The sequence below is a fragment of the Pseudoalteromonas sp. S327 genome (assembly GCF_005886415.1).
Lineage (GTDB): Bacteria > Pseudomonadota > Gammaproteobacteria > Enterobacterales > Alteromonadaceae > Pseudoalteromonas > Pseudoalteromonas atlantica.
In genome coordinates this window covers 107,119-129,214 of the sequence record NZ_PNDP01000001.1, presented here as the reverse complement: position 1 = coordinate 129,214, position 22,096 = coordinate 107,119, and the positions used below count along the sequence as shown (strand labels likewise).

Genomic DNA, 22,096 nt, shown 5'->3' with positions numbered 1-22,096 from the left:
ATAAGTTATGTGGTTTTGGGTTAAGCATTTAATACTAGCAGTTGCATTAATCTTACTAACTACCTATGTGTTAGTTGGTACGGGTCCATTGTTTGACATAAAAGAGAGTAAAAACGCAGCCGCCGAGGGGCTTTCACGCTTTTATTCGTCTATCCGTAACCAAGTTAAATCCGATAGGGAGCGCGATAAGTTTGTACTACAACTTAAAAAACCCGAGCAAACACTTGATCGTGTTTTAGCAGAGCGCGGCAGAGCCGTTGACCCTATGCCTGCTAGCTGGACAGGAACAAGTGCACCAAGACGCTTTGAAAACGGCTCAACGTTAAAAGACGTACTTAACCAATACGCTAAAAGCGAAGGTATTCAATTATATTGGTATTTGAGTAAAGACTACGTTGTAAAAGATCATTTTAGAGTTGATAGCAGTTTTACCTCAGCGCTTTATCAAGTAGGCCGCGCAATTAATGATGACTTTGAATACGAAGTGTATACCTACCTTTGCCACAAACAGCGCGCAGCGGTGATCACTGAGCTGCCCTCTGAATTTGTGCGCAGCAATTGTTTAAAGCTTAATACTTAGCAGCGTAAATAAACCAAACCCATAGATAATAAAAACCCAAGCCTGTGCTTGGGTTTTTAGTGTTTATGTTTCGAGGGCGTGTTGAACTTTGATGGTTGAATTTGCAGCAGCATGTTTGGTTTTTAGGCAAGACAGAGCCTATGAAGTGTGGGTATTCCACATAAATAGGCGATAACGCAGCATAAATGCCAAACATGCGCTGCCCTTCGGGTTCTGCCTAGGGGCGATAAACTCTTTGTTGCCTACATGGATGTAGGTAAGGGGCGTGAGCAGGACGCGGAAGCTTTGCTCAGTTTTTACTTATTCTTACAGGGATGTAAGTCATTAGAATAACGCAGGAGCAGTTATCGAGCCCACTAGGTTACAAACCTCGCGCCGCGATTTAATCGTCCCTAGATTGAACAAATTTCAATCCGCAAAGATCAACACGCCCTAGTTCAAATATTGCATTCCAGCATGCCGTTACACTTTCTATATCGGTTTGATACTCCTTACGCGACACCAAGCGACCTTGCTGATTTAGGCTTAAAACGTGGTAACGTGAGCGATAATCAATATACGCCTGGATTAACTGCTGCTTTTGGGTTTTAGTGATACAACCAATCGCGGCAGCGTCTGTGAGTATTCTTACATTATCGGAAAACACCGTTAGCTGGCTAAACTGATTTGCGTTTTTGAGCACTAGGTATTGAGTTATAAATTCAATGTCGGTCATGGCGCCTACATCTTGTTTTAAATCAAATTGCTCAGAGTTTCCTTTAGCTAAGTGCGTGCGCATTTTTTCGCGCATTTTAAGCACATCCTGTTTGAGTGTATCTACATCCCGTGGGGCACATAATATCTCTTTACGAATTTGTGCAAAGCGCGCTCTTAGCTCATCTTGGCCTAATATAACGCGGGCGCGCACAAGCGCTTGGTGCTCCCAAGTCCATGCTTGCGTTTGCTGATAATGATTAAAGCTCTCTAAGTTAATAGCCAATAAACCAGAGGCGCCTTCAGGGCGCAGGCGTGTATCAAGCTCATACAATATGCCCGAGGCGGTACGGGTATTAAATAAATGCATTAAGCGCTGTGCAAGTTTTAAATAAAACTGTCGTGAGGTAATCGATTTATCGCCATTGGTACTGCTATTACCGTCGTGATTATGCACAAACACAAGGTCTAGGTCGGAGTCGTAGCCTACTTCAAAGCCGCCCGTTTTACCGTACGCAATAACGGCAAAGCCTTTGTGTTCATCATCAGTGTTTGGTGGCATGCCAAAGCGCTTAACCGTGTTATACCACGCGATATTAACTGCTTGGTCTACCACAGCCTCGGCAAGAGCAGTTAAGTGATCGCTTACTTTCATAACATCAATCACACCGGTTGCATCGGCAGCCGCGATACGTAATTGATGTGTTTGCTTAAATTGCCTAAGCGCTTCCATTTGTAGCTCTAGGTCGTCGTGTTCTATACGTAAAAAATATTGCCGTATTTCATCTTTATAGGCGCTCAACGGCGTAGGTTTGTAAAGGGCAGCAGGGTCTATTAGCTCATCAAGCAAAATAGGATAACGGGAAATATGCTCCCCTATCCATTTACTATGGCAACATAATAAAACAAGCTGCTTTAGCGCACCTTGGTTTTCGTAAAGCAATTCAAGGTAAGCAGTACGCGATACAATTTTATTTAAAATTTGGCATACCAAGGTAAATGTCTCACCACTGGCATTAAAGTCACTGAGCTGTTTGAGCAATAAAGGCATTAGCTTGTCGAGAATATCTCGCCCACGATTACCTATATTTACCTTACTCAAACGTTGTTTAAAATCATGAAGTGGTACTTGCCACTGATCTTTTATGTCGTTTAAAAAGCTAACATCACCATGATCCCAAGCACTTATAAACGCACCTTCGCAGGTATCAAGGGGAACGGTTTCCTCCCCTATCACCAATAAAAATTCATCGTGAATTTTGGCCATGACCTGCTCAATATCGCTCATGGTATGGTTAAAACTTTCAGACTCGAGTAAGTAATTTAAGCGCTCTTGATTAAGCTCATCATCGGGCAGGGTTTGTGTTTGTTGATCGTCAAACATTTGCAAGTATTGCTCTACTTTACGTAAGTGTAAGTAGTTGCGCTTTAGCTCATTCGCTTCTTGCTCATCCATCGCTTGGTTTAACGTTAACTGCTCTAAGGCGTACAGTAACGATTGGGTTTGTAAGTTAGCTTCTCGCCCACCACGCACCATTTGCAAAGCTTGTACAATAAATTCAACCTCGCGAATGCCACCAGCACCTAGTTTTATATTGTTGGTCAGGCGTTTTCGGCGGACCTCTTGGGCTATCATAAGCTTCATTTTTCTGAGCGATTCAATCACCGAAAAATCAATATATCGACGATAAACAAAGGGTTTTAAAAGCTGTATAAATTCATCCCAATATTGATTGGGTGTGCCAATTAGCCGCCCTTTTAACATGGCGTAACGTTCCCAATCGCGGCCTTGCTCTTGGTAGTAATCTTCTATGGCGTGAAAGCTCATCACTAAAGGCCCACTTTCACCAAATGGGCGCAAGCGCATATCAACCCTAAATACTTGGCCATCACCGGTTACTTGATTAAGTGCATTAATCAGTTTTTGCGCTACTTTGGTGTAAAACACTTGGGCTTCAATACGTTTGCGCCCACCTTGGGTCGGTACATTGCGCGGATAAGCAAAAATCAAATCTATATCTGATGAATAATTAAGCTCGTGGCCGCCCAATTTACCCATGCCTAAAACCATTAAAGGCAAAGAGTTACCTTGCTCATCTAATGGCTCCCCTGCTGTTTTTGCCGTTTGCGCATGGGCCCATCTATTTGCGCTATTAATTAGCATATCAGCTAATAGGCTTATGTATTTTATACTGTCACTGATTGGGTTATCGCAACACAAATCGAGGTACGCTACTTTTAACCAGTATTTTTCTCGGTACTGTCTTAAAATCTTATTGCACTGGTTTTCATCTACTTGCTGCAAGTCAAGGCCGTCGAATGGCGCGGGCACGTCTCGGCTAAATTGCTCATCTGGGTTTATTAACCAGTCTTTTAATTGAGGTTGCGACTCTAAACTACGAAAAGCAAAGTCGCTCAAAGCACATAATTTTACAACTTCTTCTTGTATAGGTTGCTGCGGATACAGCTGTGCAAAGCGTGTTGAGCCAAGTTTTTGTAATTGAATAGGAAGTTGCATTTTGTTACTCATCAATCCTCTCTTTTATATATGCGCTAACCATACTAGAATAACTAAAACCAAGAAAGGTTATCTCTACTTAGGATCAGCATGTCATATTTATCATTATCTAACACTAGTTTAGTTGCGATTGCCATTAGTTTTGCGGTTATATGCATTACTATTTTTAGTCTTAGAATTGTCGCTCAAATAAAAGCAAAACAGGCACTTAAAGATGAACTAGCGCAGCATGATAATTTTGCAATGGGGATTAGTTTCGCCTCAGAAATTACCGTGGTTATTGCCACTATGGCGTTTTTATTTGATGAAATAAGTATGAGCACGGCACAACATAATCCATTAAAAGTGGTTATTTTAATTGTTCTATTATTTACATTTATAAAAGTCGGACATTTAATTCATAGAAAATGGATATTACACAGATTTAATGAAGAAGCTGCTATATTAAAGCAAAATGTATGCGCTGCATTGGTTGATTCTGGTATGTTATTAGCCAACTGTATTATTGCACTTGGCTTGTATACCTGGACTCATGCACAAGGGTTTAGTAACTTACTTATTGCTTTTGTTAGCTTTTTTACGCTACAAGGGATGTTTGCACTAGATAGCAAAATCCGTGAATACCGCTTCGCTAAAGCAAACCAAGGTGCGTCACTGCAAAGTAACTTTAACCTTGAAAACACCTCTATTGGCATTAGATACGCAGGAAAATCAATAGGTTTAGCCCTAGCCGTGTATGCAGGATTATCTAGTGCGGCCTTTCAAAATGGAAAAATGGTCGAAAATATATTTACACTGGTAATGCATTGCGGTGTAATGTGGGTGTTATTATATTGTTTAAGTTTTGTAATAAAAGCAATTTCATTACCCAATATTGATGCCGCTTTAGAGGTCGACCATCAGGACAATATAGGCATAGCATGCATTGAGTTTGCTGTTTTTTGTGCTATAGGCTATTTACTTATTAGCATGTTTTCACTTTAACGCCACGCTATTAAATAAGTCGCCAAGCGCCCCGTATTTAGTTAACTGGCATAACACATTTGCATAAAGCAACGGGGCCCTATGTCATTTGAAGTAACTAACTATTTGTTAATTGATATAGATAACGAATTTAGTCGTACATTTGCCGAGTATTATTTTAAGCACGCGGCACCCAATACACCCAGCACCTTAATAGTTGCAGGCAGTAACACCCGTAAGCTGGTAAAAATGATGTTTGACGAACTCATTAAAGACTATTGCTATTGCGACCTAGAAAACGAAATTAGCGTATCTGAACTAGCCACTTACCTGCACGAGCACCACGATATTCAGGGCGTATTATTTAATAACACCGACTATCTACTTGCCGACGACAAACAACGTTTTATATATAACTCCCTGCATGAAAAACGCTACGTAGTTAGCTTTGACGACAACGGCTATACATTTAATCGTATTACTGACGAAGGCTTTAAAAATCACTTATCGTGCGATACCGATATTGCCGAAACACCTAAAGATTTAATCGCACTTGCCAAGGCACTTAAACAAAAATAAATAATTGCGTACAGCGCCCTGCTTACTTACCATAGCGCTATACACCTTTACGCTATAAAATAAGTGACCCCCATGCGAGTACCTCATATTTATCAGGCATCGAGTATTGCCTTAAACACCCCGGTTTCTTTAAACGACGATGCAGCGGGCCATATTGGCCGCGTATTGCGCATGAAAGTAGGCGAACATGTGTCTATTTTTAATGGCGAAGGCGGTGAATACTTCAGTGAAATTATTGAGGTAACTAAAAAATCAGTTGTTGTTATGCCACAACGTTTTGATGAGCATGATGTCGAGTCGCCGCTTAAAATTCATTTAGGGCAATGCGTATCACGTGGCGACAAAATGGACTTTACCATCCAAAAATCTGTTGAACTTGGCATTAGCGAAATCACCCCTATTTTTAGTCAGCGCTGTGGCGTTAAACTCAGTGGCGACCGGTTAGAAAAAAAACACCAACAATGGCAAAAAATTGCAATTTCAGCCGCCGAACAATCGGGGCGTAACTTTGTACCAGTTGTTCACACACCGGTTGATTTAAAGCAATGGCTTGAACAACAAACAGACGCCATTAAGCTCACTTTGCACCCTCGTGCCGAGCACAGCATTAAAACAATAACCGTTCCAAGCGCCGGTGTACGCTTTTTAGTAGGCCCTGAAGGCGGCTTTACCGATGAAGAAATGCTGCAAACTAAAGATCAGCACTTTGTTGATATTCGCTTAGGGCCGCGCGTTTTACGAACAGAAACGGCCGCTTTAACGGTCTTAAGTGCATTACAATTGCAATTTGGCGATTTAGCTAATTGAAATAGCTCAATGGTACCCTCATATAAAAACTATTAGCACTCTAGTAGTCATTATAATTAGATTAAGGCACAGCGCATGGCGATAAAGTTAGGTATTATTTCTGATCCTATTAGTGGATTTAACATCAAAAAAGACACCGGTTTTGCAATGATGATGCAAGCGCAAAAACGTGGTTACGAAATTTACTACATGGAGATGGATGACTTATCACTTCGCCAAGGTAAATCGTATGCAACCGCAGCAAAAGCGCAGGTATTTAACAACACCGAAAAGTGGTACGAACTTGAAGAAAAAACCACAATCGCGCTTGCCGACCTAGACGTTATTTTAATGCGAAAAGATCCACCGTTCGATACGGAGTACATCTACGCAACTTATATCTTAGAGCGTGCAGAGCAAGAAGGTACTTTAATTATTAATAAACCACAAAGCCTGCGCGATGCTAACGAAAAGCTATTTACAGCGTGGTTTAGCGAGCATACGCCAGATACTCTAGTAACACGCAGCCAAGCTCAAATACGCGCGTTTTTAGCTGAGCATAAAGACATTATTTTAAAACCACTCGATGGCATGGGCGGCGCATCTATTTTTCGTATTAAAGAAGATGATGCAAACATTGGCGTTATTTGCGAAACCTTAACTGAGCATGGTAGTCGCTTTGCCATGGTGCAAAATTACATTCCAGAGATCAAACAAGGTGATAAACGCGTATTGGTTGTTGATGGTGAAGTTATTCCGTATTGTTTAGCGCGTATTCCACAAAATGGTGAAACCCGCGGTAACTTAGCTGCAGGTGGCCGTGGTGAAGCCCGCCCCCTTAGCGAGTCAGACCTTAAAATAGCTCAAGCAGTTGCCCCTACGCTTAAAGAAAAAGGGTTAGTGTTTGTAGGGTTAGATATTATTGGCGACAAGCTCACCGAAATTAACGTAACAGCACCAACCTGCGTACGTGAAATTGAAGCCGCTTACGATATATCTATTACCGGTATTTTGTTTGACGCAATTGAGCGTAAGCTCGCTAAATAAACACCATTTAAAAGTCCATTAATTTAAGTATTTCATACAATTAATGGACTTTTTATACGCTACGTATATATCTATGCCATACTCAAAGTTCAATAAGTATTCATAAACTAAAAGGGTGAAATCTATGCAATCATTAGAAAATCATTTTTTAATCGCTATGCCGTCGATGCAAGACCCTTTTTTTAAACGTGCTGTTACCTATATTTGTGAGCACAATGAAGATGGGGCTATGGGATTGGTGATCAACCAGCCTATTGATGTGACCGTTGGTGAGCTTTTAGATAAAATAGAAATAGACAACGACAAAACCCAACAAGCCGCGCAAGTCTCTGTTTTTGCAGGTGGTCCGGTTAAAACCGACCGAGGTTTTGTACTTCATTCACCTCAGCCAGGCTACTCTGCAAGCCAAAAGCTTAGCAGTGATATAATGATCACCACATCAAAAGACGTACTTGCCAACCTAACCACCGCCCATGCACCTGAGCAATTTATTATTACGCTTGGTTATTCGGGCTGGGAGCAAGGACAACTTGAGAAAGAGCTTTTAGATAACAGTTGGTTGATCATTAAAGCCGATCCGAAGATCATTTTTGATACGCCGGTAGAAAAACGCTGGGAAAAAGCAGTTTCGATGCTGGGCTTTGATGTTAGCCAACTTTGCAGCGAAGCTGGACACGCTTAAAGAACGATAATGACGAAAAAAAACCTTAAGCCGCAAGGCCAGCGCACCGTAATGGGCTTTGACTTTGGCACCAAAAGCATTGGTATTGCCATAGGACAAGAGCTTACAGGCAGTGCGTCTAGCCTAAAAGCGGTAAAAGCCCAAGATGGTATTCCTAATTGGGATCATATTGCGGTTCAAGTTAAAGAGTGGCAACCCGACTTAATGGTCGTCGGGTTACCCCTTAATATGGATGGTACTTCGCAAGAGGTAACCTTTAAGGCTAAAAAGTTTGCTAACCGCTTGCACAATCATTATGGCATACCGGTGCAAACACAAGATGAGCGACTCACAACCGCCGATGCAAAAGCGCGTTTATTTGAGCACGGTGGCTATAAAAATTTAGGGAAAGGAAATGTCGATAATATGTCGGCAGTGATTATTTTAGAGAGTTTTTTTGAAGCCAGTTATGGTGAATAAATAATGCCGACTCCTTTAATTACGTAATCTATTTTAAAGGTAGAAAAACACCGCAGTGGTATAAAACGTTATAAGTAACTTTATCCATAAAAAAAGCGCCGCTGGGCGCTTTTTTTATGGATAAAATGCAGTGTTAATTGCTGTTTTTATCATCTAGTCCATCAATAGTTACACCTTGTAAAAATCCTGCACCTTGTTGCTCATTATTGCGCAGCTTAATCATTAAGCGTAAATCGTTTGGCGAATCAGCATGATGCAGTGCATCGGCGTAATTAATACGTTGCTGTTTGTATAGCTCAAATAAGGCTTGGTCAAAGGTTTGCATACCCATTTCTTTAGATTTAGACATGGCCTCTTTTATGCCACCAATATCCCCATTTTTAATTAGCTCTGCCACCATGGGTGAGTTTAATAATATTTCAATCGCGGCTACACGCCCTTCCCCATCAGAAGTGGGAATAAGTTGCTGGGCAACAATGGCGCGTAAATTTAGCGCTAAGTCGTACTTAAGCTTGTCGTGTTTTTCTTTAGGGACTAAGTGCATAATACGGTCAATGGCTTGGTTGGCATTATTAGCATGCAATGTAGCCACACATAAGTGACCCGTTTCGGCAAAGCTCAGTGCGTATTCCATGGTTTCTTGCGAGCGTATTTCACCAATTAAAATAACATCGGGAGCTTGGCGTAAAGAGCTTTTAAGTGCCGACTCAAAGCTGTCGGTATCAAGCCCTACTTCGCGCTGAGTAATAATACTTTTACGGTGCTCGTGCACAAACTCAATCGGATCTTCAATGGTGAGTATATGGCCGCGCTGGTTGCGGTTTCTGTAGCCAATTAAGGCAGCCAGTGAAGTTGATTTACCCGTGCCAGTACCACCAACAAACAGCACTAACCCGCGCTTTGACATAATTACATCGGTGAGTGTAGAGGGCAGCCCTAAATCACTTACATCAGGTATTTGCGTTACAATGCGGCGAATAACCATACCCGCTCTATCGCGCTGCCAAAAAGCCGATATACGAAAACGCCCTTCGTCTGTGGCTATCGCAAAGTTACACTCTTTAGTGGTATGAAACTCGTTTTTTTGTTTATCGCTCATCGCTGACTCTACTAGCGCAAGCGATTGCTCGTCACTTAACTTATCGTCGCTAAGAGCGATAAGCTCACCATTAATTTTTGCACTGACTGGTAATTGACTAGAGACAAATAAATCCGAGCCTTTTTTATCAATCATTATGTGTAAAAAGTGATTTAAAGATAAATTCATAATATGTCCTTAGCCACCAAACTGGGTTTTATCTTGGGCTTTTTCTTTTGCGGCTGCGGTTGTCACAATGCCGTGATTAACTAAATTATTTAAACATTGATCCATGGTTTGCATACCGTGTGATGCACCCGTTTGAATAGATGAATACATTTGTGCAATTTTATCTTCACGAATTAAGTTACGAATCGCCGGTACACCAATCATAATTTCGTGCGCGGCCACGCGTCCACCGCCAATTTTTTTCAGTAGTGTTTGCGAAATAACGGCGCGCAGTGACTCAGAAAGCATTGAGCGCACCATATCTTTTTCTTCACCTGGGAATACATCAATAATACGGTCAATCGTTTTTGGTGCCGAGGTGGTATGTAGCGTACCAAACACTAAGTGGCCGGTTTCAGCGGCGGTCATCGCAAGGCGAATGGTTTCTAAGTCACGTAGCTCACCAACGAGTATTACATCCGGGTCTTCACGCAGCGCGCTGCGCAGTGCATTAGAGAAGCTGTGCGTATCTCGGTGCACTTCACGTTGGTTAATAAGACTGAGTTTATTATCGTGTACAAATTCGATAGGATCTTCAATGGTGAGGATATGGTGATGTTTTGTTTGATTTATATAATCGACCATAGCCGCAAGCGTTGTTGATTTACCCGAACCAGTTGGGCCGGTAACCAATACTAAACCACGCGGGTTATCTGATATTGTTTTAAAAATATCTGGCGCACCTAAATCTTCAAGCGTCAGTACATCGCTAGGGATGGTACGAAACACCGCTGCAGGGCCGCGGTTTGAGTTAAATGCGTTAACACGAAATCGAGCAAGGTTAGGCACTTCAAACGAAAAATCCACTTCTAGATTTTGTTCGTAGTCCTTGCGCTGATTATCGTTCATAATGTCGTAAACAAGGCTGTTTACATCTTTGTCTGCAAGTGCAGGTATATTAATGCGGCGAACATCACCATCTACGCGTATCATAGGTGAAACACCTGACGATAAGTGTAAATCAGATGCTTTGTGTTGCACACTAAACGCTAATAATTCGGTAATATCCATTTATGACTCCACAACTAACTGATAAATATATGGTTACAATAGCAGAACGACTCACATCCGCCTACGCTAGAATTACCAGCGCGGCTAAAAATGCTAAACGTAGTAGCGACGCTATTACGCTGCTAGCAGTATCAAAAACAAAACCAAGCGACGATATTATTGCTGCCTACGAGCATGGCCAGCGCCAATTTGGTGAGTCTTATGTTCAAGAGGCTGTAGATAAAATAGCTCAACTACACACATTTAGCGACATCATTTGGCATTTCATTGGCCCTATTCAATCAAATAAAAGCGCCCTTGTTGCTGCACATTTTGATTGGGTACAAAGCGTAGATAGAATAAAAATAGCTAAGCGTTTAAACAGTCAACGTCCAGAAAACCTAGCGCCTTTAAATGTGCTTATTCAAGTAAATATAAGCGCCGAGGAGGCAAAGTCGGGCTGTAGCGTAGAGCAAATACCCGAACTAGCTGAGTTTATTGACCAATGTGAGCAACTCACTTTGCGTGGTTTAATGGCTATTCCGGCTAAAAGCGACGATCCGAGTGAGCAAAGTCAATCTTTTGAGCAATTACAAACTTGCTTTGATAAACTAAAGGCCCAATATCCTCATATAGATACGTTGTCGATGGGGATGAGCAATGATGTTGAAGCCGCCGTTAGCGCAGGTTCAACCATGGTGAGGATCGGCACAGATATTTTTGGAACTCGAACTTAAAAGGTGATAACAGACATATGTCAGATAAAACAATCGCATTTATAGGCACAGGTAACATGAGCTACGCCATTATTGGTGGCATGGTAAAAAACGGTTTTAATGCAAACAACATCATTGCTACAAACCGCAACCAAGAAAAGCTTGCCAAGGTAGCAGACGATTTCAAGGTGAAAACCACCAGCGACAATAACGAAGCCTTACGCGATGCTGATGTCATTGTATTGTCTGTTAAACCACAAATGATGGGCGATTTATGTAAATCGTTCCAAGAATCGGGGATCGACTTTAGTGATAAACTGTTTATTTCGGTAGCGGCTGGCTTAACCGTTAAGCGTTTACGCGAAATGCTTGGCCAAAACGTTAAAATGGTACGTTGTATGCCAAACACGCCATCGCTACTAGGGCGTGGTGTATCGGGTTTATTTGGCGCAGATGAAACACCCGAAGAGCACGACTTTGTACAACAAGTGTTTGAGTGCACAGGTATTGTTGTGTGGGTAGAGCAAGAGTCGCAAATTAACGATGTCATTGCTGTGACAGGCTCATCGCCCGCTTACTTTTTCTTATTTATGGAAGCCATTGAAGAAAAAGCGAAAGCACTTGGCTTTAACGATGAAGATGCGCGCCGCTTAGTACAGCAAACTGCGCTGGGTGCAGCCGAAATGGCATTGAGCCAACCAGAGATAAGCATTTCGCAATTACGCGCTAATGTAACTTCTAAAGGCGGCACCACCCATGCTGCGGTTGAGCATTTAAAAGGCGAAGGCCTAGTGCAAACAGTTAGCGATGCAATGGATGCGTGTATTGCGCGTGCAATGCAAATGGAAAAAGAACTTTAAAATTACTTTTTATTAAAGGTTACACTATGAATGCCATGCAATTTTTGATCAGTACCCTGTTTGATTTGTTTTTAATGGTGGTACTACTGCGTTTTTGGCTACAGTGGGCAAAAGCCGACTTTTACAACCCAATGAGCCAATTTGTGGTTAAAGCAACGTCGTTTGCAGTTAACCCGTTACGTAAAATTATACCTGGCCTAGGGGGGCTTGATTTAGCCTCTCTATTGCTGGCATTTATTGTAGCCGTTGCCAAAATTAGTACTTTAATGCTGGTGATATACGGCGCATGGGCTGCGCAACCTGTGTTTATACAAGCACTTATTACCGTACTTAAAGAAGGCTTAAACCTTGTATTTTGGGTATTGATTATTCGCGCTATTTTAAGCTGGGTAAGTCAAGGTTATAACCCAATAGAAGCGGTTTTCCATCAGCTTACTGAGCCAATGCTCAAGCCACTTCGTAAAATTATTCCACCAATGGGTGGCTTAGATTTATCGGTGCTTGTACTAATTATTGGTATTCAGTTTTTACAAATGCTGCTAATGGACTTTTTAGCCTAAATTTTTTGTTATAAGCAAAAGAGGCCCTTTGGCCTCTTTTTTATATAGGACATCATAATGAACCGTTTAATTAAGTTTTTCTTTATTAGTTTTTTAGCCTTTGCTTTTAATGCCCACAGTGAAGACATGCAAGGCGCACAGTACAAAGAGCTGGGCCCTTGGCAAGTGCATTACATTGCTTTTCCATCTACCTTTATTCAGCCGCAAATAGCTAAAACATATGGCCTTGAGCGTAGTGGTTATAAAGGCATTGTTAATATTTCAGTACTGAAAAACAATAGCGATAAAACCGCGCAAACCGCTCAGCTCAGCGGCACCGCAAAAAACCTACTCGGCAATAAGCAAGCCCTTACTTTTAAAGAAGTAAAAGAGGGTGAATCAATTTATTACCTTGCGCAAGTAGACTACACCAACGAAGAGATTTTACGTTTTGAGATAAACATCCAGCAAGGTAGTCAGTCTCAAAAACTCACGTTTCAGCAAAAATTTTACGTAGATTAAAAACATGACCAAAACATTAGTGCTTGCCACAGGCAACCCTGGCAAAGTTAAAGAGCTGGCCAATATGCTTAGCCCGCTTAATATAAATGTGCTTCCGCAAAGCGATTTTAACGTAGGCGAAGTGGCCGAAACCGGCACCACCTTTGTAGAGAACGCGATAATTAAAGCCCGCCATGCTGCTAAAATTACCGGCATGCCAGCCATTGCAGATGACTCAGGCTTAGAGGTAGATGGCTTAAATGGTGCGCCGGGCGTGTACTCAGCTCGTTTTGCCGGTGAAAGCGCCAGCGATCAAGACAACATAGATAAACTACTTAACGAATTAGCCAATAACCCAAATCGTAAAGCCCGCTTTTGGTGTGTGCTGGTATTAATGCGCCACGCCGATGACCCTACCCCGCTAATTTGTAGCGCAAGCTGGGAAGGCGAAATTACACAAACCCAAAATGGCGAAGGCGGCTTTGGTTACGATCCGGTATTTTTTGTAGCAGAGCAAAACTGTACCAGCGCCGAGCTCACCAAAGAGCAAAAAAATGCGGTGAGTCATCGCGGCCAAGCACTTAAAAAGTTATTACTAGAGCTACAAAGCAAAGGCGGCCTGTGAACCTTCCACCACTGAGCTTATATGTGCATGTACCTTGGTGCGTGCAAAAATGCCCCTATTGCGATTTTAATAGCCATGGGCAAAAAGGCGACATTCCTGAAGCTGAATATGTTCAGCATTTAATTGACGACTTAAAAGCAGATTTGCACTTGGTGCAAGGGCGTAAAATTCACAGTATTTTTATTGGCGGCGGTACTCCAAGCTTATTAACTGGCGATGCATACACCCGCTTATTAAGCGAAGTCGATAACCTAATTGGCCTAAGCGACAACTGCGAAATAACCCTTGAGGCAAATCCTGGTACCGTAGAAACCGGACGCTTTAAAGAGTACGTTAAAGCGGGTATTAACCGTATTTCTATTGGCGTGCAAAGCATGCAAAACGACAAGTTAAAAGCACTGGGCCGTATTCATGGCGCCGATGAAGCGCACTACGCTGCAGAGCAAGCTAAGCAAGCCGGGTTAAATAGCTTTAACCTTGATTTAATGCATGGCTTGCCTGGGCAAAGCCTTGACGATGCGCTGAGCGATTTAAAAAAAATAATTGCTTTAAACCCGCCACATATATCCTGGTATCAGCTTACTATTGAACCTAATACACAATTTGCATCCAAGCCGCCAACTTTGCCACAAGATGAAACCCTATGGGATATTCAAGAGCAAGGCCAAGCACTACTTGCTCAAGCCGGTTACATACAATACGAAATATCGGGCTATGCAAAGCCAGGCTTTCAATGCCAACATAACTTGAATTATTGGCGTTTTGGCGATTATCTCGGTATTGGCTGTGGCGCTCATGGTAAGGTGACTGATGCAAAAACCGGCATTATTACCCGTACTGAAAAAATTAAGCATCCGCGCGGTTACATGGATATGCTTAAGCCGTACTTGTATAAAAGCTGGCAAGTAGAGCAAGACGATTTAGCCTTTGAATTTTTTATGAATCGCTTTCGCTTAGTCGAGCCTTGCCCTATTGATGATTACAGTGCGCTGACTAATCAGCCATTGCAAAACCAACAAGCAGCGTTAACTAAAGCAATAAATGCAGGTTTGTTAATACAAGAAAACGGCCACTGGCAAGTTAGCCTCAAAGGGCATCGTTTTTTAAATGACCTGCTAGAATTGTTCGTGTAGTGGTTTTAACCACGCGCGATAAACATAAAATACAAGCAAATAAATATAATACCCCCTAATGGGTTTCTAACAACAAAGGGAAAACAATGCGTAAACTTACCTTTATTGCAGCAGCCGTGAGCGTTGCTATTTTAGCCGGCTGCCAGCAGGCACCACAACAAACAACCCCGGCGCCTGCAGTGCAAGCGCAACCTGTGCAAAGCGAAATCGACAAAGCGAATGCGTTTTTTGAAGATACCTTTAACCGCGATGTAATGAGCAGCCCGGTTTATCAAACTTACATGGGTATTAAAAAAGATTACGATAAATGGGATGACGGCAGCGAAGAGCAAAAACTAAAAGACCTTGCGCAAGCAAAAGAAGACTTAGTTACTTTAAATGCTATCAACCGCGACCTGCTTGATGATGCCACTAAAGTAAGTTACGACTTAAAAAAACAAGACCTAGAAAGCTCGATTGCTGATTTTAAATGGCGTTACCATAACTACCCGGTTAACCAAATGTTTGGTACGCACTCTATGGTGCCTGCGTTTTTAATTAACCAACATTCAATTAGTAATGTTAAAGAAGCTAAAGATTATATTGCGCGTTTAAACGGTGTACCTACTGTATTTGATCAGCTAATTACTGATTTAGAAACCCGTGCTGATAAAGGCATTATTGCGCCTAAATTTGTGTTCCCACATGTTATAGATTCGAGCAAAAACATCATTCATGGTGCGCCGTTTGATAAAGGTGAAGACTCAACACTATTAGCCGACTTTAAACGTAAAGTAAGCGCTCTTGAAATTAGCCAAAATGAAAAAGATGCCTTAATTAGCGATGCAACTGATGCATTAAAATCAGCCGTTAAGCCTTCTTACTCTAAGTTAATTAATTACTTAGCACAGCTAGAAAAACGTGCAGATAACCGCGATGGCGCATGGAAACTGCCTGACGGCGAAGCGTTTTACAATAACGCACTTAAGCGCACCACAACAACTGACTTAACCGCTAAAGAAATTCATGCCATTGGCCTTGCTGAAGTAAAACGTATTCATGATGAAATGCGTGAAATTAAAGACAAAGTAGGTTTTAAAGGTGATTTAAAAGCGTTTATGCAGTTTATGAAAACGGATAAACAATTTTATTATGCCAATGACGAGCAAGGTAAACAGCGTTATTTAGATGAAGCCACTGGCCTAATCAACACCATGAAAACTCGTCTAGATGAGTTATTTATTGTTAAGCCAAAGGCTGATCTTAAAGTTAAAGCCGTTGAAGCATTCCGCGAAAAAGCAGCAGGTAAAGCATTTTACCAACAACCTGCACCAGATGGCTCACGCCCTGGTATTTACTACGCAAACCTTTACGACATGGAAGCAATGCCAACGTACCAAATGGAAGCATTAGCGTACCATGAGGGTATTCCGGGTCACCACATGCAAATTGCTATTTCACAAGAGCTTGAAGGTGTACCTAAGTTTCGTAAGTTTGGTGGCTACACCGCTTATATTGAAGGTTGGGGCTTATACTCAGAGTACATTCCTAAAGAAATGGGCCTTTACTCAGACCCATACTCAGACTTTGGTCGCCTTTCAATGGAATTATGGCGCGCATGTCGCCTAGTGGTTGATACCGGTATTCACGCAATGAAGTGGACTCGCCAAGAGGGTATTGATTACTACGTAAATAACACGCCTAATGCCACATCTGACGGTGTTAAAATGGTTGAGCGTCACATTGTAATGCCATCGCAAGCGACAGCTTATAAAGTGGGTATGCTTAAAATTTTAGAGCTGCGTGAAGAGGCTAAAAAGCAACTAGGCGATAAGTTTGATATTCGTCAGTTCCACGACGTTATACTTAAAAATGGCCCTGTACCACTTAACGTACTAGAGAACTTTGTAAACGAGTGGGTAGCAAGTAAAAAAGCTTAATACTTGGTTATAAATAGAAAAAGGTCGCTGATGCGGCCTTTTTTGTTTTATAGTAATAAAAACGCTCAGAGGTAGGGTTAAGAATGGATTTAAGCATACAATTACTTAATGCGCGCATTGCTAAGCATCAGCTAGACGAGCTCGATAACGACTTTAAACAGTTAAGCCCGGCTCAGCAAACATTACAGCTAAACCACCTTTACGAAAGTGCTTTGCGGATGAGTATTAAATACGACTTTATGCAAAATGTGGCAACACGTATTTTAACAACCAACACCCCACCAGCACCTTTTATAAACCAATTAACAACAATTGATGCATTAACGTTTTTTACACCTGCATTAAAAGAAAATAACGGCTTTTTAGCACAAGACAGCCAAGGAAATAATGTACTGCACAATGTATTTAAACACGCCAATGCTCAAAAGCTGGCGTTTAACTATGTGCGCTCATTAATGCTATTTGAATCTAACGATAATTTAGTAAAAGCCCTTGCACAAACAAATGCTCGCGGCCTTACCCCTGTTGCCTGTTATATCGCCTATGCTGATAAACCTAGCACACCAATAAAGCATGAATTTTCAGCATTATTAGCGCTTATGGAAATAGAGCAAAAACAAAATCCAACCGCTAAACAGCAACTGGCAAACATATTAAAAGGCGCTGATATAAACGAAACCAGTATTTTACTTAGCGCTGCTTACCTACAGCGCTCAACCGCGCAAATTGCCCACTTAGTTAGAGCAATTTAGTCACTTAAGTAATATTCAACACTGGTGACCACCCTCACCTTTTTGATATGTGGCGTGTTTGAATCGCGATTGCTAATGCTAAATTGCCCTTGGCGAGCGGATTTTATTTTACCCAGCGTTGAGTTCGAATCTTTAGCAAATTTGTTGGCAACTTCACGGGCTTTTTCTGTAGCCTCTTGCACCATGGCTGGTTTTATATCGTTAAGGCCGGTAAATAAATACTCAACTTTGGTTTCGTAACTATTTTGCACAATGGCAATGCCCTGTTTAGCTAATTGACTCACTTTACTCAGCGCATTTTGTACTTTGTCGGGCGCGTTCGAATACACAATAATATTAGCGCGTACCAAGTAACGAAACTTTTGATTATCGTTAGCGTATTCACGGGCTTGCTTATCAATAATCGACTGGCTACCCGTGCTTATTTCGTCATCATCAAAGCCATGTAGCTTTAAAAATGCAATAACAGCATCGTTTTTTTGCTCAACCCGACTAACCAGTTTTTCTAAGTCGTTGTCTGCATCACTGTATTGCAGCGGCCAAATTACCGTATCAGCGCTAACTTCACGCTCTGCTAACCCTTTAACCTGCACACTACGTTCCATGCTTTTTACATCTACTGCGGCACTTTTAATAATAAAGCCTAATAAAATTAAGCCTATACTTAGGCAAATTGCGGCTATAACTGTGTAAAAACCGGGTGTTTTATTCACAAAAAACTCCTTGATTGATATCAATAATAAGTATCTATGCGCTCGAAATAACACAGCAAACAGGGTACATTGAGACTATAAATAACGCAAAATATAATCAGCCAAGGATATGCCATGAGCTTAAAGCGCATCAGCCAATTTTTTAATCCGGCCTCGGTAGCCGTTATTGGCGCCTCGAATACCCCCACACGCGCGGGGTTTGTGGTTATGCGCAATTTATTACAAGGTGGGTTTAAAGGGCCAATCATGCCCGTAACCCCTACCCATAGTGCGGTACACGGTGTGCTTGCCTACCCTGATATTGCCGCGCTGCCCAAAGTGCCCGACTTAGCCGTTATTTGTACAAATAAAAATACCTTACTGAGCATTATCGAGCAGCTAGGTGAACTTGGCTGTAAAAGTGCAATTGTGATTGCTGATGGGCTCTCATTGAGCCAAAAAACAGCCTTAAAGCGCGCTGCAAATGCACATCACGTTACTTTGCTTGGGCCTAATTGTTTAGGGCTGCTTATTCCGCATATTGGCCTTAATGCCAGCTTTTCTCACACAGTTGCAGCACCAGGGAAACTGGCATTTATATCGCAATCCGCAGCGGTGTGTTCCACTATTTTAGATTGGGCTAAAAATAAAGAAATTGGCTTTTCGTATTTTGTTTCGGTCGGTGATTGCCTAGATATCGATTTTGACGAGCTGCTCGATTTTTTAGGCCGCGATGCTAAAACCAAAGCGATTTTGCTCTACATAGATAATATTGAGGATATTCGCGGGTTTATATCAGCAGCACGGGCAGCGGCCTTTAGTAAACCGGTTATTGCCATTAAAACGGGAAAAACCGGAGCAGGCGCACTGGCTGCTGAAATTCATACCGGTGGCAAGCAAAGTTCAGATGCAGTGTACGATGCGCTTTTTCAACGCGCCGGAATGCTACGTGTTAGTGATCTGCGCGAACTTTTTGCAGCCACGCAAACACTTGCCATCCACCCTAAATTACTAAAAGTTGAGCAGTTAACCATTTTAACCAACGGCGGCGGCCCGGGGGTTATGGCGGTCGATGAGCTTATTTTAAATTCGGGCAAACTTACCCAGCTTAGTGAGCAAACACGATCCGCACTCAATAAAGTTATTCCGCAGTCGGATACTACATCTAACCCTGTCGATATTTTTGGTGACTCTGCTCCGGCGCGTTACAAGCAAGCATTAGAAATTTTACTTCGCGCCGAAGAAGTTAAAAACTTACTTATTATTCATACCCCTTCGGCACTTGCACCAAGTGAAGACTACGCCGATATGATAGTGCAAACCTTACAAAAAATACCAAAGATGGCACGCCCTTATGTAATGACCAACTTTATGGGGGAAGATGCGGCTTATGCCGCGAGGCGTGTTTGCTCTAACCACACTATTCCAACCTATCGTACGCCTGAGGGTGCGGTTGGCGCATTTATGCATTTAGTTAGCTATCGTCGTAACCAAAAACATTTAACGCAAACACCCGAATCAAATACCGATGATGCAAAAATAAATAAATCAGCGGCCACTACGCTCATTAACGAATTTTTAGAAGAAGAGCAAAGCTACTTACCCACTCATCAAGCAAGCCAAATTCTTAGTCATTATGGTGTTGAGTGTATTCAAACAGAAGTAGCCTACACGCCCACAGAGGCGCGTGAGCAAGCAATTGAACTAGGTTTTCCGGTAGCGTTAAAGTTGATTAGCCCAAGTATTGCCTCAAAATCAGAAGTAGGGGGCGTGGTTCTTAACTTAAACGATGCAAACGAGGTTGAACAAACCGCCTTTGCCATGCTGATACGAATTAAAAACACCTATCCAGATGCTGTTATTGAAGGGTTTTCATTGCAAAAAATGGCGCCGCGCGCCGGCGCTAATGAACTGCGAATCGCCATTAAAACTGAGCCTAATTTTGGCCCTGTTATATTACTTGGTGAAGCGGGTAATGGGTTAGAGTATGCCCAAGCAGCCGTTGCTTTGCCGCCGCTTAATATGAACTTAGCTAAATACCTCATTGCAGCCGCAAACGATAAAGGCGTATTAAAAGATCGCATTTTGCCAGAAAAAGTCGACAAATATCGCTTGTGCGCCCTGCTCACACGTATATCTCAACTTGTTGTCGATCAGCCCGATATAAGTGCCATGGAACTTAATCCTATTTTAGCCAGTAATGGGCAATTTTTGGTGCTTGATGCCACAATTAGTGTTAATCGCTATCAGGCACGCAGCGATCGTAAACGTTTATGTATTCGCCCTTACCCTATTGATCTTGTAGAAGAAGTAACCCTTAAAAATAATACACGAGCTACATTAAGGCCTATTCGTCCAGAGGATGAAAAAGCCCACCAAGAGTTTGATCAATCACTCAATAAAGAAGATCGTTACAAACGCTTTTTTGGTGAGCTGCCCCAGTTTAACCACGACCAGCTCGCAAAAATGACACAAATAGATTACGACCGAGAAATGGCCTTTATTGTATGCCAGCGCTTTGAAGGTAAAAGCCGCACCCTAGGTGTAGCACGCGTTATTATGGACCCTGATAATTTACATGCTGAGTTTGCAACCGTGGTTCGCTCTGACTACCAAGGCTTAGGTCTTGGCAGACTGCTTATGAGCGCTGCAATAAATCATTGTAAGCGCCAAGGCGTAGAAGTAATTGAAGGCATAACACTGCCTGAGAACACCGGCATGATTGAGCTTGCCCGTAAGTTAGGTTTTACTATTAGCCGTGATTTTGAAGAAGGCAGTATTAATATGCTGTTAAAGCTAAACACATGAGCAGCACAGCAAGACAAACGTTAGCGCAGGTATTTGAAGGGACTGGCGATTACCGCAAAGCGGGGCATATACTAGATACCGCGCTGATTGCTTTAATTATGCTTAACGTTATTGCCATTGTGTTGGAATCAGTACCGAGTATAAACAAAGTATATTACCCGCAGTTTTTACTATTAGAGGTTATTTCGGTGGCTATTTTTAGCCTTGAATACCTTGCAAGGCTTTGGGCCTGTGTCGATAAAAGCAAATACGTAGCTATAAAAGGTTCAAACGCAAAACGCCGGCTGCATTATTTTTTATCACCTTTGGCTCTCATCGATTTAATAGCCATTTTACCCAGCTTGTTAATGTTTGTGTTTCCTCTGGATTTGCGTTTTTTACGTGTATTAAGGCTGTTAAGAGTATTTAAACTTACTCGTTATTCACGTGCAATGCAGTTGCTATTACAAGCATTTAAAGACGAAGCGAGCTCGTTACTGGCTGCGTTTTTTATTATGTCGGTACTGCTAATACTTGCCTCCTGCGGTATTTATTTATTGGAGCACGATATTCAGCCAGATAAATTTGGCTCTATTCCTGCGGCTATGTGGTGGGCTATGGCGACCCTCACTACGGTTGGGTATGGTGATGTTGTACCGCTAACGCCACTTGGTAAACTATTTGGTGGCGTAGTCACTTTGGTGAGCATGGGAATGGTGGCAATTCCTACAGGCTTGCTTGCCTCAAGTTTTTCGGAGCAAATACGTAAACGCCGGCAATTTTTTGAAGATGCCGTACATGAGCAAATTCACCAAGGCAGTTTAGATGACTCACAGCGTTTGCACTTAGAGGAGCTGCGCTACAAACTAGGTTTAAGTAAGCTTGAGGCCAATAAAGCAATTAAAACGCAGCTTAATCAACGCAACAGCCATTTATTTTGCCGCCACTGTGGTAAACGCCAATAAGCTT

21 protein-coding genes are annotated in these 22,096 nt (G+C 42.1%); 17 read left to right on the top strand and 4 right to left on the bottom strand.

Translation table 11 applies throughout. The features are described from left to right. Positions 1–7: 7 nt before the first annotated feature. On the top strand, positions 8–580 hold the full coding sequence (locus CWB60_RS00625; protein WP_138578651.1) for a toxin co-regulated pilus biosynthesis Q family protein: 573 nt from the start codon (positions 8–10) through the stop codon (positions 578–580). Between the two features lie 382 nt (positions 581–962). Here the strand turns inward: CWB60_RS00625 and glnE are convergent, their stop codons facing one another. Further along, positions 963–3,803, bottom strand: coding sequence for a bifunctional [glutamate--ammonia ligase]-adenylyl-L-tyrosine phosphorylase/[glutamate--ammonia-ligase] adenylyltransferase (glnE, locus tag CWB60_RS00620; RefSeq protein ID WP_138578012.1), 2,841 nt, complete (start codon positions 3,801–3,803; stop codon positions 963–965). A gap of 78 nt (positions 3,804–3,881) precedes the next feature. Between glnE and CWB60_RS00615 the strand changes: the two genes are divergently transcribed. The 6 genes from CWB60_RS00615 (at position 3,882) to ruvX (ending at position 8,307) form a co-directional block, all read left to right on the top strand. Further along, positions 3,882–4,775, top strand: coding sequence for a DUF350 domain-containing protein (locus CWB60_RS00615; protein WP_004586847.1), 894 nt, complete (start codon positions 3,882–3,884; stop codon positions 4,773–4,775). A gap of 81 nt (positions 4,776–4,856) precedes the next feature. Further along, positions 4,857–5,333, top strand: a complete 477-nt coding sequence (locus CWB60_RS00610) for a hypothetical protein (RefSeq protein WP_024031544.1) — start codon at positions 4,857–4,859, stop codon at positions 5,331–5,333. 72 nt (positions 5,334–5,405) lie between these two features. Further along, entirely contained in the window at positions 5,406–6,140 is a 735-nt protein-coding gene (gene rsmE / locus CWB60_RS00605) for a 16S rRNA (uracil(1498)-N(3))-methyltransferase (protein ID WP_024031543.1), read from the top strand. A gap of 75 nt (positions 6,141–6,215) precedes the next feature. Next, positions 6,216–7,166 (top strand): glutathione synthase, encoded by a 951-nt coding sequence (gene gshB / locus CWB60_RS00600; protein WP_029772385.1) that lies wholly within the window; start codon positions 6,216–6,218, stop codon positions 7,164–7,166. Positions 7,167–7,290: 124 nt separating this feature from the next. Continuing rightward, on the top strand, positions 7,291–7,848 hold the full coding sequence (locus CWB60_RS00595) for a YqgE/AlgH family protein (RefSeq protein WP_004586843.1): 558 nt from the start codon (positions 7,291–7,293) through the stop codon (positions 7,846–7,848). 9 nt (positions 7,849–7,857) lie between these two features. Then, entirely contained in the window at positions 7,858–8,307 is a 450-nt protein-coding gene (gene ruvX, locus CWB60_RS00590) for a Holliday junction resolvase RuvX (RefSeq protein ID WP_004586842.1), read from the top strand. A 133-nt stretch (positions 8,308–8,440) separates the two neighbouring features. Here ruvX and CWB60_RS00585 read toward each other — a convergent pair whose 3' ends face one another. Continuing rightward, entirely contained in the window at positions 8,441–9,574 is a 1,134-nt protein-coding gene (locus tag CWB60_RS00585) for a PilT/PilU family type 4a pilus ATPase (RefSeq protein WP_064385708.1), read from the bottom strand. A 9-nt stretch (positions 9,575–9,583) separates the two neighbouring features. Beyond that, positions 9,584–10,624, bottom strand: a complete 1,041-nt coding sequence (locus CWB60_RS00580; RefSeq protein WP_004586840.1) for a type IV pilus twitching motility protein PilT — start codon at positions 10,622–10,624, stop codon at positions 9,584–9,586. A 2-nt stretch (positions 10,625–10,626) separates the two neighbouring features. Here CWB60_RS00580 and CWB60_RS00575 point away from each other — a divergent pair, with 2 nt between their 5' ends. The 8 genes from CWB60_RS00575 (at position 10,627) to CWB60_RS00540 (ending at position 17,648) form a co-directional block, all read left to right on the top strand. Then, positions 10,627–11,340, top strand: a complete 714-nt coding sequence (locus tag CWB60_RS00575; protein ID WP_138578010.1) for a YggS family pyridoxal phosphate-dependent enzyme — start codon at positions 10,627–10,629, stop codon at positions 11,338–11,340. A gap of 17 nt (positions 11,341–11,357) precedes the next feature. Further along, on the top strand, positions 11,358–12,179 hold the full coding sequence (proC, locus tag CWB60_RS00570; protein ID WP_138578008.1) for a pyrroline-5-carboxylate reductase: 822 nt from the start codon (positions 11,358–11,360) through the stop codon (positions 12,177–12,179). Positions 12,180–12,205: 26 nt separating this feature from the next. Beyond that, positions 12,206–12,739: a YggT family protein gene (locus CWB60_RS00565; RefSeq protein ID WP_004586837.1), complete on the top strand. Its 534-nt coding sequence runs from the start codon at positions 12,206–12,208 to the stop codon at positions 12,737–12,739. A 57-nt stretch (positions 12,740–12,796) separates the two neighbouring features. Then, on the top strand, positions 12,797–13,240 hold the full coding sequence (locus tag CWB60_RS00560) for a DUF4426 domain-containing protein (RefSeq protein ID WP_138578006.1): 444 nt from the start codon (positions 12,797–12,799) through the stop codon (positions 13,238–13,240). A gap of 4 nt (positions 13,241–13,244) precedes the next feature. Beyond that, entirely contained in the window at positions 13,245–13,844 is a 600-nt protein-coding gene (locus tag CWB60_RS00555; protein WP_138578004.1) for an XTP/dITP diphosphatase, read from the top strand. After that, positions 13,841–14,977 carry a radical SAM family heme chaperone HemW gene (gene hemW, locus CWB60_RS00550; protein WP_138578002.1) on the top strand — a complete coding sequence of 379 codons (1,137 nt, stop codon included), beginning with the start codon at positions 13,841–13,843 and terminating at the stop codon, positions 14,975–14,977. The genes CWB60_RS00555 and hemW overlap by 4 nt, the downstream gene beginning before the upstream one ends. 86 nt (positions 14,978–15,063) lie before the next feature. After that, the gene (locus CWB60_RS00545; RefSeq protein ID WP_029772392.1) at positions 15,064–16,896 is read left to right on the top strand and encodes a DUF885 domain-containing protein; all 1,833 of its coding nucleotides are present in this window, start codon (positions 15,064–15,066) and stop codon (positions 16,894–16,896) included. Between the two features lie 83 nt (positions 16,897–16,979). Next, positions 16,980–17,648: a hypothetical protein gene (locus tag CWB60_RS00540; RefSeq protein ID WP_138578000.1), complete on the top strand. Its 669-nt coding sequence runs from the start codon at positions 16,980–16,982 to the stop codon at positions 17,646–17,648. Here CWB60_RS00540 and CWB60_RS00535 read toward each other — a convergent pair. Beyond that, positions 17,645–18,361, bottom strand: coding sequence for an SIMPL domain-containing protein (locus tag CWB60_RS00535; RefSeq protein ID WP_004586831.1), 717 nt, complete (start codon positions 18,359–18,361; stop codon positions 17,645–17,647). The two genes, CWB60_RS00540 and CWB60_RS00535, sit on opposite strands and share 4 nt — an antisense overlap. A 114-nt stretch (positions 18,362–18,475) precedes the next feature. Here CWB60_RS00535 and CWB60_RS00530 point away from each other — a divergent pair, with 114 nt between their 5' ends. Together CWB60_RS00530 and CWB60_RS00525 are read left to right on the top strand one after the other, a co-directional pair. Continuing rightward, the gene (locus CWB60_RS00530) at positions 18,476–21,148 is read left to right on the top strand and encodes a bifunctional acetate--CoA ligase family protein/GNAT family N-acetyltransferase (protein WP_138577998.1); all 2,673 of its coding nucleotides are present in this window, start codon (positions 18,476–18,478) and stop codon (positions 21,146–21,148) included. After that, positions 21,145–22,092 (top strand): ion transporter, encoded by a 948-nt coding sequence (locus CWB60_RS00525; protein WP_055254900.1) that lies wholly within the window; start codon positions 21,145–21,147, stop codon positions 22,090–22,092. Before CWB60_RS00530 ends, CWB60_RS00525 begins: the two co-directional genes overlap by 4 nt. The last annotated feature ends 4 nt before the right edge of the window (positions 22,093–22,096 follow it).